18 protein-coding genes and 1 pseudogene are annotated in these 15,496 nt (G+C 74.5%); 1 reads left to right on the plus strand and 18 read right to left on the minus strand.

Annotated features, from left to right (window positions below; translation table 11 throughout):
• The 6 genes from ACQ452_RS19825 to hisD form a co-directional block, all read right to left on the minus strand.
• Positions 1-324, minus strand: coding sequence for a hypothetical protein (locus tag ACQ452_RS19825; RefSeq protein WP_433386615.1), 324 nt, complete (start codon positions 322-324; stop codon positions 1-3).
• Positions 325-360: 36 nt separating this feature from the next.
• Entirely contained in the window at positions 361-993 is a 633-nt protein-coding gene (gene hisH, locus ACQ452_RS19830; protein WP_433386616.1) for an imidazole glycerol phosphate synthase subunit HisH, read from the minus strand.
• A 49-nt stretch (positions 994-1,042) separates the two neighbouring features.
• The gene (locus ACQ452_RS19835) at positions 1,043-1,216 is read right to left on the minus strand and encodes a hypothetical protein (RefSeq protein WP_433386617.1); all 174 of its coding nucleotides are present in this window, start codon (positions 1,214-1,216) and stop codon (positions 1,043-1,045) included.
• A 114-nt stretch (positions 1,217-1,330) separates the two neighbouring features.
• Positions 1,331-1,942: an imidazoleglycerol-phosphate dehydratase HisB gene (gene hisB / locus ACQ452_RS19840; protein ID WP_433386618.1), complete on the minus strand. Its 612-nt coding sequence runs from the start codon at positions 1,940-1,942 to the stop codon at positions 1,331-1,333.
• A gap of 37 nt (positions 1,943-1,979) precedes the next feature.
• On the minus strand, positions 1,980-3,065 hold the full coding sequence (locus ACQ452_RS19845) for a histidinol-phosphate transaminase (protein ID WP_433386619.1): 1,086 nt from the start codon (positions 3,063-3,065) through the stop codon (positions 1,980-1,982).
• Positions 3,062-4,384: a histidinol dehydrogenase gene (gene hisD / locus ACQ452_RS19850; protein WP_433386620.1), complete on the minus strand. Its 1,323-nt coding sequence runs from the start codon at positions 4,382-4,384 to the stop codon at positions 3,062-3,064. The genes ACQ452_RS19845 and hisD overlap by 4 nt, the downstream gene beginning before the upstream one ends.
• A gap of 106 nt (positions 4,385-4,490) precedes the next feature.
• On the opposite strand from hisD, the gene ACQ452_RS19855 reads away from it, so the two are divergent.
• Positions 4,491-5,192, plus strand: a complete 702-nt coding sequence (locus tag ACQ452_RS19855; protein WP_433386621.1) for an LON peptidase substrate-binding domain-containing protein — start codon at positions 4,491-4,493, stop codon at positions 5,190-5,192.
• Here the strand turns inward: ACQ452_RS19855 and ACQ452_RS19860 are convergent.
• The 12 genes and pseudogenes from ACQ452_RS19860 to ftsZ all read right to left on the minus strand — a co-directional run bounded on the left by ACQ452_RS19860 (position 5,107) and on the right by ftsZ (position 15,470).
• Complete coding sequence (locus ACQ452_RS19860; protein WP_433386622.1) at positions 5,107-6,027, minus strand: DUF2567 domain-containing protein; 921 nt, start codon at positions 6,025-6,027, stop codon at positions 5,107-5,109. The two genes, ACQ452_RS19855 and ACQ452_RS19860, sit on opposite strands and share 86 nt — an antisense overlap.
• A 56-nt stretch (positions 6,028-6,083) precedes the next feature.
• Positions 6,084-7,808 (minus strand): MinD/ParA family ATP-binding protein, encoded by a 1,725-nt coding sequence (locus tag ACQ452_RS19865; RefSeq protein WP_433386623.1) that lies wholly within the window; start codon positions 7,806-7,808, stop codon positions 6,084-6,086.
• A gap of 329 nt (positions 7,809-8,137) precedes the next feature.
• On the minus strand, positions 8,138-9,082 hold the full coding sequence (locus tag ACQ452_RS19870; protein ID WP_433386624.1) for an RluA family pseudouridine synthase: 945 nt from the start codon (positions 9,080-9,082) through the stop codon (positions 8,138-8,140).
• Positions 9,079-9,729 (minus strand): signal peptidase II, encoded by a 651-nt coding sequence (gene lspA, locus ACQ452_RS19875; protein WP_433386625.1) that lies wholly within the window; start codon positions 9,727-9,729, stop codon positions 9,079-9,081. Before lspA ends, ACQ452_RS19870 begins: the two co-directional genes overlap by 4 nt.
• A 66-nt stretch (positions 9,730-9,795) precedes the next feature.
• Positions 9,796-10,215, minus strand: coding sequence for a TraR/DksA family transcriptional regulator (locus ACQ452_RS19880; protein ID WP_433386626.1), 420 nt, complete (start codon positions 10,213-10,215; stop codon positions 9,796-9,798).
• A 301-nt stretch (positions 10,216-10,516) separates the two neighbouring features.
• The gene (locus ACQ452_RS19885; protein ID WP_433386627.1) at positions 10,517-10,816 is read right to left on the minus strand and encodes a DUF167 domain-containing protein; all 300 of its coding nucleotides are present in this window, start codon (positions 10,814-10,816) and stop codon (positions 10,517-10,519) included.
• Positions 10,801-11,450: pseudogene (locus ACQ452_RS19890) on the minus strand (hypothetical protein). The gene ACQ452_RS19885 and the pseudogene ACQ452_RS19890 overlap by 16 nt, the downstream one beginning before the upstream one ends.
• 80 nt (positions 11,451-11,530) lie before the next feature.
• Positions 11,531-12,337: a DivIVA domain-containing protein gene (locus ACQ452_RS19895; protein ID WP_433386628.1), complete on the minus strand. Its 807-nt coding sequence runs from the start codon at positions 12,335-12,337 to the stop codon at positions 11,531-11,533.
• Between the two features lie 44 nt (positions 12,338-12,381).
• On the minus strand, positions 12,382-12,687 hold the full coding sequence (locus tag ACQ452_RS19900; RefSeq protein ID WP_433386629.1) for a YggT family protein: 306 nt from the start codon (positions 12,685-12,687) through the stop codon (positions 12,382-12,384).
• Between the two features lie 30 nt (positions 12,688-12,717).
• A complete protein-coding gene (locus ACQ452_RS19905) occupies positions 12,718-13,410 on the minus strand; it encodes a cell division protein SepF (RefSeq protein WP_433386630.1) in 693 nt (230 codons plus the stop codon).
• Positions 13,411-13,601: 191 nt separating this feature from the next.
• The gene (locus ACQ452_RS19910) at positions 13,602-14,345 is read right to left on the minus strand and encodes a YggS family pyridoxal phosphate-dependent enzyme (RefSeq protein ID WP_433386631.1); all 744 of its coding nucleotides are present in this window, start codon (positions 14,343-14,345) and stop codon (positions 13,602-13,604) included.
• 9 nt (positions 14,346-14,354) lie between these two features.
• Positions 14,355-15,470, minus strand: a complete 1,116-nt coding sequence (gene ftsZ / locus ACQ452_RS19915; RefSeq protein WP_433386632.1) for a cell division protein FtsZ — start codon at positions 15,468-15,470, stop codon at positions 14,355-14,357.
• Positions 15,471-15,496 lie beyond the last annotated feature (26 nt).

The raw sequence follows: 15,496 nt of genomic DNA on the forward strand, positions 1-15,496 counted from the left end.
TCAGGTACGACGGTCCAGGGCGATCACGACGATCGCCGGCAGTACGAGCAGCAACAGCACGACCAGCGCGATCCGCAGCGCCACGTCGTCGACGAGCGACCAGATCAGGACCAGCGCCAACAGGGTCAGCATGACGATGGCGGTGCGCTCGCCGCGGCTGTGCCGGGGCAGCCGGCCCGTCCGCCGCCGGCGCAGCGACGGCGTCAACCGGCGGACCAGCGCCCGCCGCCGCGCCCGGCGGGCCACCGTCCGCTCGCGGGCGGCCCGTTCCCGGGCGGCCTCGGCCTCCCGCGCCGCCCGGCGTCGGGCCCGTTCCTTGCTCACCGCGCGCCCCGCCGGCACGCGGGGGCGGGCCGGCGCTCAGTCACCGGTGGGCAGCGTGGCCAGCCAGTTGCGCAGCAGCGCGGCACCGGTGTCGGCGGACTTCTCCGGGTGGAACTGCGCGGCGCTGAGCGGGCCCCGCTCCACGGCCGCCACGAAGTCGGTGCCGTGGTGGGCGGTGGTGACCGTGGCGCCGGCCTCCGCCAGCGTGCCCGGCTCCCCCACCGCGTACGAGTGCACGAAGTAGAAGCGGCTGTCGGCGGGCAGGCCGGCGAAGAGCATCGATCCCGCCGGGGCCGCGACCGTGTTCCAGCCCATGTGCGGCAGCCGGGCGGCGGCCAGCCGGCGCACCCCGCCGGGCAGCAGCCCGAGACCCTTGGTCACCACCCCGTGCTCGTCGCCGTGCTCGAAGAGCACCTGCATACCCACGCAGATGCCCAGCACCGGGCGGCCGGCGGCGACCCGCTCGGCGATCACCGGGCCGGCGCCGAGGGCCTCGATCCCGGCCATGCAGGCGGCGAACGCGCCCACGCCCGGCACCACCAGCCCGTCCGCCTCGGCGGCCGCGGTCAGCTCGCCGGTCACCGTCACGTCCGCGCCGGCGCGGGCCAGCGCCCGCTCCGCCGAGCGCAGGTTGCCCGACCCGTGGTCGAGCACCACCACGCGGCTCATACCGGCACCACGCCCCGGTCGGCGCCGCGCCGCCGCGTCGCCCGGCCGCTCACGCGCCCTCCCCCGGCAGCAGCCACAGCACGCCACCGACCGTGGCCAGGACGGCGAGCAGCGCGGTGATGACCACCGCGCCGCGCGGGGCGCCCTGCCGGTGCAGCGACCACGCCCCACCGACCAGCACACCCGCCAGGATCAGCAGCAACGACGGCAACACCCCGCCCATCAGCTCCGCCTTCCGTTCGCGACCGCGGGACTCCGCCGCGCCGCGTTCCTCGCGCTCACCGGGCCAACCTTCCGCTCGCGACTGCGGGACTCCGCTGCGCTGCGTTCCTCGCGCTCACAGGGCCCCCTTCGTGCTGGGGATCGCGCCCGCCGCGCGCGGATCGATCGCGGTGGCCTCGCGCAGGGCGCGGGAGACCGCCTTGAACTGCGCCTCCACCACGTGGTGGGCGTCCGGGTGGCCGCCGGGGCGGGCCGCCCGCAGCACGTCCACGTGCAGGGTGATCCGGGCCGCCTGACCGAAGGACTCCCAGATGTGCCGGGTCATGCTGGTCGGATAGACCGGCCCGATGTACGGCGCCAGCACCGGCTCGTCGTGCACCACGTACGGGCGGCCGGAGAGGTCGACGGCGGCCCGGACGAGGACCTCGTCCATCGGGACGGTGGCCGAGCCGTACCGCCGGATGCCGGCCTTGTCCCCCAGCGCCTGGTCGAACGCGGCGCCCAGGGCGAGCGCGGTGTCCTCCATCGTGTGGTGGGCGTCGATCTCCAGGTCGCCCACGGTGCGCACGGTCAGGTCGAAGCCGCCGTGCCGGGCGATCTGGTGCAGCATGTGGTCGTAGAAGCCGACGCCGGTGCCGATCTCGGCCCGGCCGGTGCCGTCGAGATCGACCTCGACGAGGACCTGCGTCTCCTTGGTGATCCGCTCCACGCGGGCGGTCCGGCTCATTGCTCACCTTTCGATCGCGACTGCGGGGCTCGCGGGCTCACCCGTGCTCCCGGCGGAGCTTCTCCATGGCGGTCAGGAAGGCGTCGGTCTCGGCGGGGGTGCCGGCGGTGACGCGCAGCCAGCCCGGCAGGCCCACGTCGCGCACCAGCACGCCGGCGTCGAGCAGGACCCGCCAGGCGGCGGCCTGGTCGCCCCCGACCTCGAACAGCACGAAGTTGGCGTCGCTGTCCGCCACCCGGAACCCGACCTCGCGCAGCCGCGCCACGATCCGGTCGCGCTGCCGCACGATCGCGGCCACCGTGGCGAGCAGCGCGTCGCGGTGCGCCAGCGCCGCCCGGGCCGCGGCCTGCGTGAGCGCGGAGAGGTGGTACGGCAGCCGGACGAGCTGCACCGCCGCCACCACCGCCGGGTCGGCCGCCAGGTAGCCCAGCCGACCGCCGGCGAACCCGAAGGCCTTGCTCATCGTCCGGGTCACCACCAGCCGCGGGTGTCCGGGCAGCACCGCCAGGGCGCTGACCGTGCCGGGGCGGGCGAACTCGGCGTACGCCTCGTCGACCACCACCATGCCGGGCGCGACCGCCAGCACCGCGGCGACCACCGCCGGGTCGAGGGCCGTGCCGGTCGGGTTGTTCGGCGAGCAGAGGAAGACCACGTCCGGGGCGTGCTCGCGGACCTGGGCGACCGCCTCGTCGGCGGTCAGCCCGAAATCGACGCCGCGCCGCGCCGGCACCCACCGGGTCCCGGTGCCCAGCGCCAGCAGGGGGTGCATCGAGTACGCGGGGACGAAGCCGAGCGCGCTGCGCCCCGGCCCGGCGAACGCCTGGAGCAGCTGCTGCTGGATCTCGTTGGAGCCGTTGGCCGCCCACACCCCGTCGACGGTGAGCCCGTGGCCGAGGTAGCCGGCCAGGTCGGCGCGCAGCGCCGCGGCGTCGCGGTCCGGGTAGCGGTTGAGGTCGCGCAGCTCGGCCGCGAGGGCCTTGCCGATCGCGTCCACCACCGGCTCGGGCACCGGGTGGGAGTTCTCGTTGGTGTTCAGCCGCACGGGCACGTCGAGCTGCGGTGCCCCGTACGGCGACAGCCCGCGCAGGTCGTCGCGGATCGGCAGGTCGTCGAGGGTGGTCATCCCAGCTCCCCCGGGAAGCGCACCTGGACCGCCCGGCCGTGCGCCGGCAGGTCCTCGACCCTCGCCAGGGTGACCACGTGCGGGGCCACCTCACGCAGCGCCTGCTCGGAGTAGTCGATCAGGTGGATGCCGCGCAGGAAGGACTGCACCGACAGCCCGGACGAGTGCCGGGCGCAGCCACCGGTGGGCAGCACGTGGTTGGAGCCGGCGCAGTAGTCGCCGAGGGACACCGGCGACCAGGCGCCGACGAAGATCGCACCGGCGTTGCGCACCCGCAGCGCCCACTCGCGGGCGTCGCGGGTCTGGATCTCCAGGTGCTCGGCCGCGTACGCGTCGACCACCCGCAGCCCGGCGTCGAGGTCGTCGACCAGGACGACGCCGCTCTGCTGCCCGGTGAGCGCGGTGGTGACCCGCTCGGTGTGCCTGGTGGCCGGCACCTGCCGGGCCAGTTCCCGCTCGACGGCCTCGACGAGCCCGACCGACGGGGTGACCAGCACGCTGGCCGCGAGGGGGTCGTGCTCGGCCTGGCTGATCAGGTCGGCCGCGACGTGCGCCGGATCGGCGGTGTCGTCGGCCAGGATGGCGATCTCGGTCGGGCCGGCCTCGGCGTCGATGCCGACGACGCCGCGCAGCAGTCGCTTGGCGGCGGTGACCCAGATGTTGCCCGGGCCGGTGATCATGTCGACCGGTTCGCAGCGGGCGTCGCCGGTGGCGTCGACCGAGGCGCCGTACGCCAGCATCGCCACGGCCTGGGCGCCGCCGACGGCGTAGACCTCGTCGACGCCGAGCAGGGCGCAGGCGGCGAGCACCCGCGGATCGGGCAGGCCGCCGTTGTCCTTCTGCGGCGGGCTCGCCACGACCAGCGAGCGCACCCCGGCCGCCTGGGCCGGCACCACGTTCATCACCACTGTCGACGGGTACATCGCCAGGCCACCGGGGACGTAGAGGCCGACCCGGTCGACCGGCACCCAGCGCTCGGTCACCGTGCCGCCCGGCACCACCTGCGTGGTGTGGTCGGTGCGGCGCTGCTCGGCGTGCACCTTGCGGGCCCGGGCGATCGACTCCAGCAGCGCGGCGCGCACCTCGGGGTCGAGGGCGTCCTCCGCCTCGGCGACCGTCTCGGCGGGCACCCGCAGCACCTCGGGCGACACGCCGTCGAAGCGCTCGCTGGCCTCCCGGATGGCCGGGTAGCCATGCTCCCGGACCGCCTCCACGAGCGGGCGGATCCGCTCGACGGCCACGGACACGTCGAGCTGGGCACGGGGCAGCAGGCGGCGGGGGTCACGGACGCCGCCGCGCAGGTCGATCCGGTTCAACACTCCTGCGAGTCTAGGCGGCCCGTCCGGACGGCGACCGGCGCCGCCCGGGGGCCGGGACCGTGAGCCGGGACACGCCCCCGCGCCGGGATCGGGCTACGCTCGACGCGTGACTGCGCGGCTGCCGGTGTTTCCGCTCGGAATGGTCCTCTTCCCCGGCCTCGTGCTGCCGCTGAACATCTTCGAGGAGCGCTACCGCGCCCTGGTCCGGCACCTGGTGGCGCTGCCCGAGGGCGCCCCGCGCGAGTTCGGCGTGGTCGCCATCCGGGCCGGCTGGGAGGTCGCCCCGACGGGGCCGGACGGCCGGCCGCTGCCCGGCGGCGACGTCACCCTGCACGAGGTGGGCTGCACCGCCGAGCTGCGGCAGGTCACCGAGCGCCCCGACGGCGGCTACGACATCGTCACGGTGGGCAGGCGCAGGTTCCGCGTCGCCGACGTCGACCGCGACACCGAGCCCTACCTCACCGCCGACGTGGAGTGGCTGCCCGAGCCGGGCGGGCCCGACGAGGCCGCCGACCTGCTGGCCACCCGGGTGATCTCGGTCTTCCGGCAGTACCTGGGCCTGATCCGCGCCGAGACCGAGGAACTCTCCGAGCAGCTACCGGAGGACCCGACGGTGCTGTCGCACCTGGTGGCCGCGACGGCCGTGCTGACCGTGGACGACCGGCAACGGCTGCTGGCCATCGACGACACCGCCGCCCGGCTCCGCGCCGAGCTGCGCCTGCTCAACCGGGAGGCGGCACTGCTGCGCCAGGTGCGGGCGGTTCCGGTGCCGCTGGGGGAGCTGGCGTCGCCGCCGACGCCCAACTGAGCTCCGGTTCGCCGGGTTCGCGCTCCCGACGCAGCGACGGCCAGCGCGACCAACCGGCCAGCAGGGTGTACGCCACGGCGGCGCCGAACGCGGGCAGCAGCAGGCTGCCGAACGGCACCGGCAGCACGCCGAGCACCCACTCGATCCCGCCGGCCCGCAGGTCGGCCGGTTTGTCGAAGGCCCGACCGACCGGGGCGCTCCCCATCAGCCGCTCGTAGCCGGCCAGCCCCGTCCGCCGGCCGACCTGCCAGGCGACCAGCGCCGCACCGAACGTGCCGAGCACGGCGGCGAAGAGGCCCAGCGGCCCGCGCACCCGGCGCAGCAGGAACCACAGCGCGAGGGCGACGAGCACCCCGAAGCCCAGCCCGAGCAGGCTGAACCAGCCGTCGGCGGCGATCGGCTGCTCCGGCTGCGGCTGCGCGTAGATCGCCCCGCCCTCGACCTTGATCACCGGTGTGTCCGGCGCGAGCGCCGCCCAGAGCAGCCCGAGCGGTGCCCCGAGCACGCTCGACGCGAGCACCGCCAGCGCCGCGAGCCGCGCCGCCCGCCCGCGCGGCAGGTCCGGTTCGACCGGCAGCCCGCTCGGGTAACCGGCGCTGTATGCCAGGCCGGCCCCGCCGGGGGCGTAGGCGTGCGGGTCGGGGGTGCCGGCGTACGGGCCGGCGGGGGCGTGCGGGTCGGGGGTGCCGGCGTACGGGCCGGCGGGGGCGGGCGGGTCGGGGGCGCCGGCGTACGGGCCGGCGGGGGCGTCCCGGGGCGGCGCGTCAGGTTCCGCCCGGGCGGCGGGCGTCACCGACTCGTCGGGCCGGTCGGTCTCGGGGCTGTCCGCGCTCACCCGGTGATCCTCTCAGGCCCGCGGGTGTGGCGGGTGTCCGGTGGCGGCACACCCGCTCACCGGGCGAAGGGCTCCACCATCGTCGCCGCAGCCTTCAACCACGCCTGCCGCGTCTCCTGCTGGAGCTGGTGGTACTCGATCGAGGAGCCGGTCTCCAGCGCCGGGTCGTACGGCACCACGGCGACGGCCCGGGTACGGGTCGCGAAGTGCCGCTCCAGGTCGTCCTGCAGCGGCGAGCGGCCCGGGGTGGGGCAGGAGATCAGGGTGACCGCGTTGTCGGCCAGCTCCCCCATCCCCACCTCGTGCAGCAGGTCCAGCATCCAGTCGGCGCTGAACGCGGCGTCCTCGCGCGGCACGGTGGTCACCACGAGCTGGTCCGCCGCCTGCATGACCGTGCGCCAGTTGGCGCTCTCCACGTTGTTGCCGGTGTCCACGCAGACCACGTCGTGGGTGCGACGCAGCAGCTCCAGCACCCGCCGGACGGTGAACTGGTCGAGGCGCTGGGCGAACCGGGGGCTCTCCTCGCCGGCCAGCACGTCGTACGAGCCGTCGGAGGCGTGCCGCAGGTAGTCGTCCAGGCGTTCCAGCAGCTCGGGGCCCTCCTTGATCTCGACGTGCGCGAGGTCGGCCACCAGGTGCCGGATGGTCCGGGCGTGCCGGGCGCTGCCGGCGCGCAGCCCGAGCGTGCCGCGTAGCTCGTTGTCGTCCCAGGCCAGGACGCCACGCCCGCGTACGCTGCCGATCGTCGCCGCGGCAAGCACGGTGGCGGTGGTCTTGTGCACCCCGCCCTTCGGGTTGGCGAAGGCGAGCACCCGGGGGGTGCCCAGGTCCCGGCGGAGCGCCCCGACGGCCCGTTCCAGCTCGATCTCCGTGGCGCGCGGGCGCCACTCGACCTGGGCCGGGTAGCCGCGTTGGGCGACCGCCGACGCGGCGGACGGCGGCGGGGACGGTGGCGGCGGCGATGGCGGTGGCAGTTGGTGGGCCGGCGGTGGCGGTTGGTGGGCCGGCGGTGGCGGTTGGTGGGCCGGCGGTGGGGGTGGCGCCTGGTGGGCCGGCGGCGGGCGGTAGCCGTTGTCCAGCACGGCGTAGCGGGACTCGACCGGCGCCGACCCGGCCCGGTAGCCGTTGTCCAGCACCGCGTAGCGGGACTCGACCGGCCCCGCGCCACGGCGCGGCTCGGGCTCGGTGCGCGGCGGCGGGACCGGCGCCCGGTAGGCGGCCTCGGCCGGATATTCCGCCTCGCTCCGGTAGGCCGGCTCACCCCGGTAGTCGGGCTCGATCGGATCGGCGCGGTAGGCCGGCTCGCCCCGGTCCACCCGGTAGTCGGGCTCGATCGGAGCGGCACGGTAGGCCGGCTCACCCCGGTAGTCGGGCTCGATCGGACCGGCGCGGTAGCCCGGCTCACCCCGGTAGTCGGGCTCTATCGGGTCCACCCGGTAGGCCGGCTCGACCCGGTAGCTGGCCTCGGCGCGGTAGCCGGCGTCGACCGGGTGGCCGAACTCCTGGCCGTAGGACGGCGGGCCGGGCTCCGGTGCGTACGGCGGTTCGGTGGCCCGCCCGACGGCGGGCACCCGCGCGGCGTAGCCGTTTCCCGATGCGCGGCGCGGCAGCGGCTCCGGCGGCAGCGGCGGCGGCTCGGTGTGCCGGTCGGCCTCGGCCTGCTCAGCGTTACGGCCGCCGTGCCGGGCCCGGTCGAGCAGCGCCCGCCACCGCGGTGCTGGTTCGGCCGGCCGCCCCCAGCCGGTCTCGCTGCCCTCCACGGCTCGCCCCTCCCAGCACATCGATACCCGTCTGACAGGCTACGAACGAAACCCTATTCGGACCACACCCGTGCGCGCACCTCCGGTTCCCTTTCCCGTCACGGCACCGGCTCAGTCACGCCACCGTCCACCGAGGCCAGCGGCGGCCTCCCGCCGTCCGCCGACCCGCCGCCGCCGGTGACGGCTCTGTCACCTCCGGTGCGGCTTCCGACGTTTCGCCCACCGCCGCTGCCGGCGTCGACGCGCCGGGCGCCCCGCCGGGCCAGCGTTCGCTGGGTCGGCTGGCACGGCGGGTCGCCGGGGCGCACGGGCGGGATCCCCTCGTCGGATCTTCTCGGGCGGGACGTCGCTCAGTCGCGCAGGATCTCGAGCGCTCGGTCCAGGTCGTCAGGGTAGTCGCTGACGAAGCGCACCTCATCCCCCGAGCGGGGGTGCAGGAAACTCAACGACCGGGCGTGCAGCCACTGTCTGGTCAGGCCGAGCCGGGCGGAGAGGGTGGGGTCCGCGCCGTACGTGAGGTCGCCCACACACGGGTGGCGCAGCGTGGAGAAGTGCACCCGGATCTGGTGGGTACGCCCGGTCTCGAGGCGGACGTCGACCAGGCTCGCCGCCGGGAACGCCTCCATCGTGTCGTAGTGGGTGATGCTCGGCTTGCCACCGGAGACCACCGCCCAGCGGTAGTCGTGGGTGGGGTGCCTGTCGATCGGGGCGTCGACGGTGCCGCGCAGCGGGTCGAGGTGGCCCTGCACGATCGCGTGGTAGCGCTTCTCCACCTCGCGGTACTTGAACGCGCGCTTCAGCGCGGTGTACGCCTGCTCGCTCTTGGCCACCACCATGATGCCCGTGGTGCCCACGTCGAGCCGGTGCACCACGCCCTGCCGCTCGGCCGCGCCGCTGGTCGAGATGCGGTGCCCGACGGCGGCCAGCGCGCCGATCACCGTCGGTCCGGTCCAGCCGGGGCTCGGGTGGGCGGCGACGCCGACGGGCTTGTCCACCACCACGATGTCGTCGTCGGCGTAGACCACCAGCAGCCCGGGCACCGCCTGCGGCACCACGGTGGGCGCCGCGACCGGCGCGGGCAGGGTCACCTCCAGCCAGGAGCCGGCCTTCACCCGGTAGGAGTTGGCCCGCACGATCCCGTCGACCAGCGCGTCGCCGGCGTCGACCAGGGTGGCGGCGGCGGTGCGGGACAGCCCGAACAGCCGCGACACGGCCTGGTCGAGCCGCGTGCCGTCGAGGCCGTCCGGCACGGGCAGGGAACGGTGGTCGCCCGGGGCGGCGTATGCGGCGGTCATGCCCGCTCCCCCTGCCCGGCGCCGACCTGCGTCGCCTCGTGGGTGGGCTCGTCCTTGCCGATACGACTGCCGTCGCGCTGCCGGCCGGTCAGTTCCAGCAGGAGGGCGAGCAGCACGCCGCAGACCAGGGCGCTGTCTGCCAGGTTGAACACCGGAAACACCCGCCCGTACGGGGCGAAGACGCTGATCATGTCCACCACGTGCCCGACGAACCAGCCCGGAGCCCGGAACACCCGGTCGGCGAAGTTGCCCAGCGCCCCGCCCAGCACCAGGCCCAGCGAGATCGCCCAGGGCAGCGAGCGCAGGCGCAGCGCCATCCAGAGGATCCAGCCGACCACCCCGAGGATGATCGGCGAGAAGACCCAGGTGTGGTCGGCGCCGATGCCCCACGCCGCACCGCTGTTGCGCACCAGGCTGAAGTAGACCGCGCCGCCGAGCAGCCGGACCGGCTCCCGGTCCTCCAGTGCGCCGAGGGCGAGGTGCTTGGTGACCAGGTCCGCCGCGAACGCGGTCACCGCGACACCGAACAGGATCGCGACGGCCCGGCGGTGGGGTGTGCCGGGACCCGGCTCGGCGCTGCCAGGACCCGGCTCGCTGCCAGGACCCGGCTCGGCGCTGCCGGGGCCGGGGGGTGGTGCTTCGGACATCTGCTCCCCATCGACGCTCGCGGCGGCGCTCAGGCGCCGCCTCTCATGGCCGCCGGGGAACGGGCCTCAGCGCCGCTCCGCCAGCTGCTTGCACGTCACGCAGAGGGTGGCCGACGGGAAGGCGGCGAGCCGCTCCACCGGGATGGGGTTGCCGCACCGCTCGCACCAGCCGTAGCCGCCCTCGTCGAGCCGCTCCAGCGCCCGCTCGACCTGCGTGATCCGTTCCAGGATGCTGTTGGCGAGTGAGATCTCCTGCTCACGCTCGAACGTCTTGGTCCCGGTGTCGGCCTGGTCGTCCCCGGCCGAGTCGGTCAGCCGGTCGCGCTGCAGCTCGGTGATCTCGCTCAGGGTCCGATCGTACTCGGCGCGCAACTCGTCACGCCGCGCCGCCAGGGCAGCCCGGATCTTCTCGGTCTCCGCCGCGCTGCGGGTGGCCTTCGGCGCCGACTTGCGGCCGGCGGTCCTGGTGTCGGCTGGCTTGGCCATAGTCGCTCCCTCGGCCGCGGAGCCGCGGCGGTCCGCGGCACCTGGACAGGGCCGCCGACATCGGCGCACCCAGGTAACAAAAGGGGCGCGCGGCCACGGGCCGCGCACTCCGGAGATTCGCAAGAATACGGAACGTACAGGCGCACGACAACGTGCCGCACCGCCGCACCGGCATTCGGGCCCTGATTATGCCTAACCGGGCAAAAGGAACGCTAGCAGACCTTCCGGCGGGGCCCCGGCCGTACTCGGCAACCGGCGGGTCGGCCCGGGGCGGCCACGTCCAGCGGGCGACCCGCGTCGTTCACGCGGCGGCCCCGTCGCGCAGCCGGCGCAACGCCCCGGCCGACCCCGGTGCCGGGCGCTCGACGAGGAAGAGCTTGTCGCGGCTGGCCGCGCCGGCCCGCAGCGACACCACCGCCGGCCGTACGCCCAGCGCGCCGGCCAACGCCCGTCGGGCCGCCTCGGTGGCCCGACCGTCCACGGCCGGCGCGTGCACCGCGATCACGAGGGCGGGCCCGTACGGCCCGTCGAAACGACCGCCGACGCGGGCCCGGGCGGTGCCGGGCTTCACCCGGACCGCGACGGTCAGGGGGTCGTCCACGGGCCTGTCCCGCCGCTCATGCCCGGCCGGCGTCGGCGAGCAGGGCCGTGTCGGGCGCGCAGCGGGCGCACGGGGTGAAGCCGAGATCGACTGCCTCGGCGACCGGCACCGGCTCGTATTCGCGCCCGGTGAGGTGTGCGCAGTCCGACAGGTGATAGCGGGGCCGCCCGTCGATCACCCACACCTGGGCGCCGAGGCGGGCCACCCGGGCGGCCTCGATCGGCGTGACCTCCTGCGCGGGCGGCTCGTCGTACAGCGCGGCCGCGCCGGCACCGTACGCGGTGAGCGGGACCTCGCCGTCGATCACCGACGGCTCGGGCGGTTGCCGCCGCCCGGTGCCGTCGGGGTCGATCGTGGAGCGAACGTGCTGGACGGGAATCTCCGGCTCGGCCGGCGGCGCAGCCGCCGGGACCGGACCCCCCGGACGGGCCGGCCGGCCGGGCCGCCATCGCGGCCGACCCGGATCCACCGCCGCCGACCGGGCCGCGACCGCCTGGCGGGCGCCCGCGACCAGCGCGACGGCGGCCAGCAGACTGGCCGCGATGGAGATCGTCAGGAAAACGCTGGAACCACTGGCCAGGCCGAGCACCAACAGCACCACCGCGACGAGGATGAGCAGAAGACTGGCGACCATGACGGCTCACCCCCGCCGCGTCGTGCTGATGAGGCCGAGGTCGGCGACCGTCATGGGAACGACGGTCGCCGACCGGTGCTTCAGCGGCCGGATTCGAGGGCGCCGGAGCGACCGCCGCCGTAGGAACCGGCGAGACCGGCCGCGGCCAGCCCGTTGCCGCCGACGGCGCGAGCACCCTCGCCACCGCGGGTCATCTCGGCCTCCAGGCCCTGACCCCGGCCGTCGAGGTCGCGCAGCTGGCTCTCCAGGTATGCCTTGAGCCGGGTGCGGTACTCGCGCTCGAACTGCTTGAGTTCCTCGATGTGCTTCTGCAGCGCGGTGCGCTTGGCGTCCAGGCCGCCCATGGCCTCCTGGTGCCGCTGGCGGGCGTCGCGCTCCAGGGCGTCAGCCTTGGAGCGGGCCTCGCGGGTGACGTCCTCGGCCTTGGAGCGGGCCTCGGAGAGCAACTGGTCGGCCTCACGGCGGGCGTCCGAGACGTGGTCGTCGGCCGTCCGCTGGGCCATCATCAGCACCCGCAGCGCCTGCTGCTCACCGTCCGCGCCGCCGACCGCCGGGCCACCGGCGGACCGGACCTGCTCCAGCTCGGCCTGCATCGCGCGGGCGGCCTGCTCGGCCGCCGCCTTGTCGCGCTGCACCCGGTCGAGCTGGGCCTTGACGTCGTTGAGCTCCGCCGCGAGACGCGGGTCGCCGACAGGTCCGGCGGGAGCGCCACCACGGCCGCCGCGCTCCACCTGGGCGCGCAGCTCGTTGTTCTCCTCGATCAGACGGGCCAGCTCACGCTCGACCTCGTCCAGGAAAGCATCGACCTCCTCCTCGTCGTAGCCCCGCTTGCCGATCGGCGGCTTTTTGAAGGCGACGTTGTGGACGTCGGCCGGGGTCAGCGGCATCGAAACTCCTCGGGTCAGTTGCGGCCGCGAAAGCGCGTCGGTCATCAGACGGTGCCGATGATCGACCGCCTCAACACGAACTCCATCAGCACGAACAGGATAACCAGGAGCACAAGTGAGGCCAGGTCGATGCTCACGGTACCAATTCGCAACGGAGGGATCACACGCCTCAACGCCTTGAGGGGGGGATCAGTGACGCTCCACACGATTTCCAACCCCGCCGATGCCCCGCGCCCCGGCTGCCAGCGCCGGCCGTACTGCAGGACGGCGCTCAGGACGAATCGGGCGAGCAGGGTGAGCAGGAAGAAATAGAGCACCAGATACAGCACTTGCAGCACGATCGACAACACGGCAGGCGACGTCCCTCGGGTCGGGCGGGGCTAGCTCAGACTGAAGAAGCCACCCTCGGCGATCTTGGCCTTGTCCTCAGCGGTGACCTGGACATTGGCCGGTGAGAGCAGGAACACCCGATTGGTCACGCGCTCGATCGTACCCCGCAGCCCGAACGCCAGACCGGCGGCGAAGTCGACGAGTCGGCGCGCGTCCGCCTCGTCCATCTCGGTCAGATTGATGATCACCGGGACGCCGTCGCGGAAGTGCTCACCGATGGTGCGCGCCTCCCGGTACGTGGTGGGGTGCAGCGTGGTGATCTGGTAGCGCTGCTCCTCCTCGGCGATCATCGCCCGCTCCCGGGGCTGCGACTGCGGCGCCAGGGCCAGGTTGTCGCGGGTGTGGTAGGTCAGCGCGCCCGAGGTGTCGGCGGTCGACGGCCGGGTGATGGAGCGGACACTGGACCGCTCGCTCCGCTCCGGCCGGTCGGTGTCGCCCCGCTCGGCCTCCGCCGCCCGGCTGGCGCGCTCGGAGAGCCGACCACGGTCACCGAGCCGGGACCGGGGCGCCGGCGGCTCGTCGGAGTCGTCCTCGTCCTCGTCGGCGAACTCCTCCGAGTACCGGCTCTGCCGGTAACGCGAATCGCGGTAGCCGCCCTTGTCGTAACCACCGTCGTCGTAGGCCCGCTCGTCGTCCTCTTCGACCAGACCGAGCCAGACCCCCGCCTTGCGCAGTGCACCCATCCCGCGCCCTTCCCGTCCGCCGTGCGGCATGCGCCCCCGTGCCGTGTCGCTTGTCGCGAGTGGACCACTTCTGCCCACCGGAGCGGACCGGCAATCCCCTGGCACGCGATTCGCGTCGCACGCCACGCCCCGGACAACGGGACGCCGTTCCTTCAAACAACACAGATGTAATTTGCTTCTCGCGGGTCAGGCTACCGCAGCGTGGGACGCATTCCGAGCAACGCGCTGCCGACGCGGACATGTGTCGCGCCGTACCGGATCGCGATTTCCAGGTCGCCGCTCATCCCGGCGGAGAGCGCGACGGCTCCCGGATGGACCGTCCGGAACCCGGCGGCCACCTCCGCCAGCCGGGCGAACGCCCGCTCCGGCTCCCAGCCCAGCGGCGCCACCGCCATCAGGCCGGCCAGCCGCAGGGCCTGCGCGCCGGCGACCGTCTCGGCCACCGCGCCGAGCCCGACGCCCGGATCGGGCGAGTCCGGCAGCGCCCCGCCCCGGGCGGCGTCGGAGTCGAGGCTCACCTGGAGCAGCACCTCCAGCGGCCGGTCCCGGTGGGCCGCCGACGCCGCGTCCAGCGCCCGGGCCAGCCGGACGCTGTCGACCGAGTGCACGGCGTCGGCGTAGCGGACCACCGAGCGGGCCTTGTTGCGCTGTAGCTGCCCGATGAAGTGCCACCGGGGGGTCAGCCCGGCCTCGGCCACCTCGGCCGCCTTGGCGGACGCCTCCTGGTCGCGGTTCTCCCCCACGTCGAGGACGCCGAGCCCGGCCAGGGCCAGCACGTCCCCGGCCGGGTAGGTCTTGGTCACCGCGATCATGGTGACCTCGGAGTCGGTGCGCCCCGCGGCGGCGCAGGCGGCCGAGATCCGGGACCGTACGTGGGCCAGGCCGGCCGCGATCTCCGCGCTGCGGCCCGGGTCCACCGTGACTGGACTGTCCATCGGCGCGGTTCAGGAACCGTTCTTGAGGAAGTCGGGCACGTCGACGTCGTCGAAGAGCACCCGGCGGGGCGACTGCTGCGGGGCCGGCATGGTAGCCGGCGGCGCGACCGGGGTGCCCGGCTGCGCCGGCTGGTTCTGGTTGCTCTTGCGGGGCGACTCGACCGCCTTGTACGCCGGGGTCCCCCCGTCGAAGCCCGCCGCGATGACGGTGACCCGCACCTCGTCGCCGAGGGCGTCGTCGATGACGGCCCCGAAGATGATGTTGGCGTCCGGGTGGGCCGCGTCGGTGACGAGCTGGGCCGCGTCGTTGATCTCGAACAGGCCCAGGTCGGACCCGCCGGCGATGGAGAGCAGCACGCCGCGCGCGCCGTCCATGCTCTGCTCGAGCAGCGGGCTGGAGATGGCCGCCTCGGCCGCCTCGACGGCGCGGTTCTCGCCGCGTGCGCTGCCGATGCCCATGAGCGCGCTGCCCGCCCCGCTCATCACGCTCTTGACGTCGGCGAAGTCCAGATTGATCAGACCCGGGGTGGTGATCAGGTCGGTGATGCCCTGGACACCGGAGAGCAGCACCTGGTCGGCGGTGCGGAACGCGTCCATCATGCTGATGTTGCGGTCGCCGAGCGCCAGCAGCCGGTCGTTGGGGATGACGATCAGCGTGTCGCACTGGTTGCGGAGTTCGTCTATTCCGGACTCCGCCTGCACCTGACGGCGCTTGCCCTCGAACGAGAACGGGCGGGTCACCACGCCGATGGTGAGCGCCCCGAGCTTGCGGGCGATGTTCGCCACCACGGGCGCACCGCCGGTGCCCGTGCCGCCACCCTCACCGCAGGTGACGAAGACCATGTCGGCGCCCTTGAGCACCTCCTCGATCTCGTCGCGGTGGTCCTCGGCGGCGTTCTTGCCGACGTCGGGGTTGGCGCCCGCGCCGAGCCCGCGGGTCAGCTCGCGGCCGACGTCGAGCTTCACGTCGGCGTCGCTCATGAGCAGCGCCTGCGCGTCGGTGTTGATCGCGATGAACTCGACGCCCTTGAGCCCAACCTCGATCATCCGGTTGACGGCGTTGACGCCGCCGCCACCGATGCCGACGACCTTGATGACCGCCAGGTAGTTGTGCGGAGGTGTCATCTCCGGTCCTTTCCTTCGAGATTGGC

This window comes from Micromonospora sp. KLBMP9576 (assembly GCF_050941805.1).
GTDB lineage: Bacteria > Actinomycetota > Actinomycetes > Mycobacteriales > Micromonosporaceae > Micromonospora.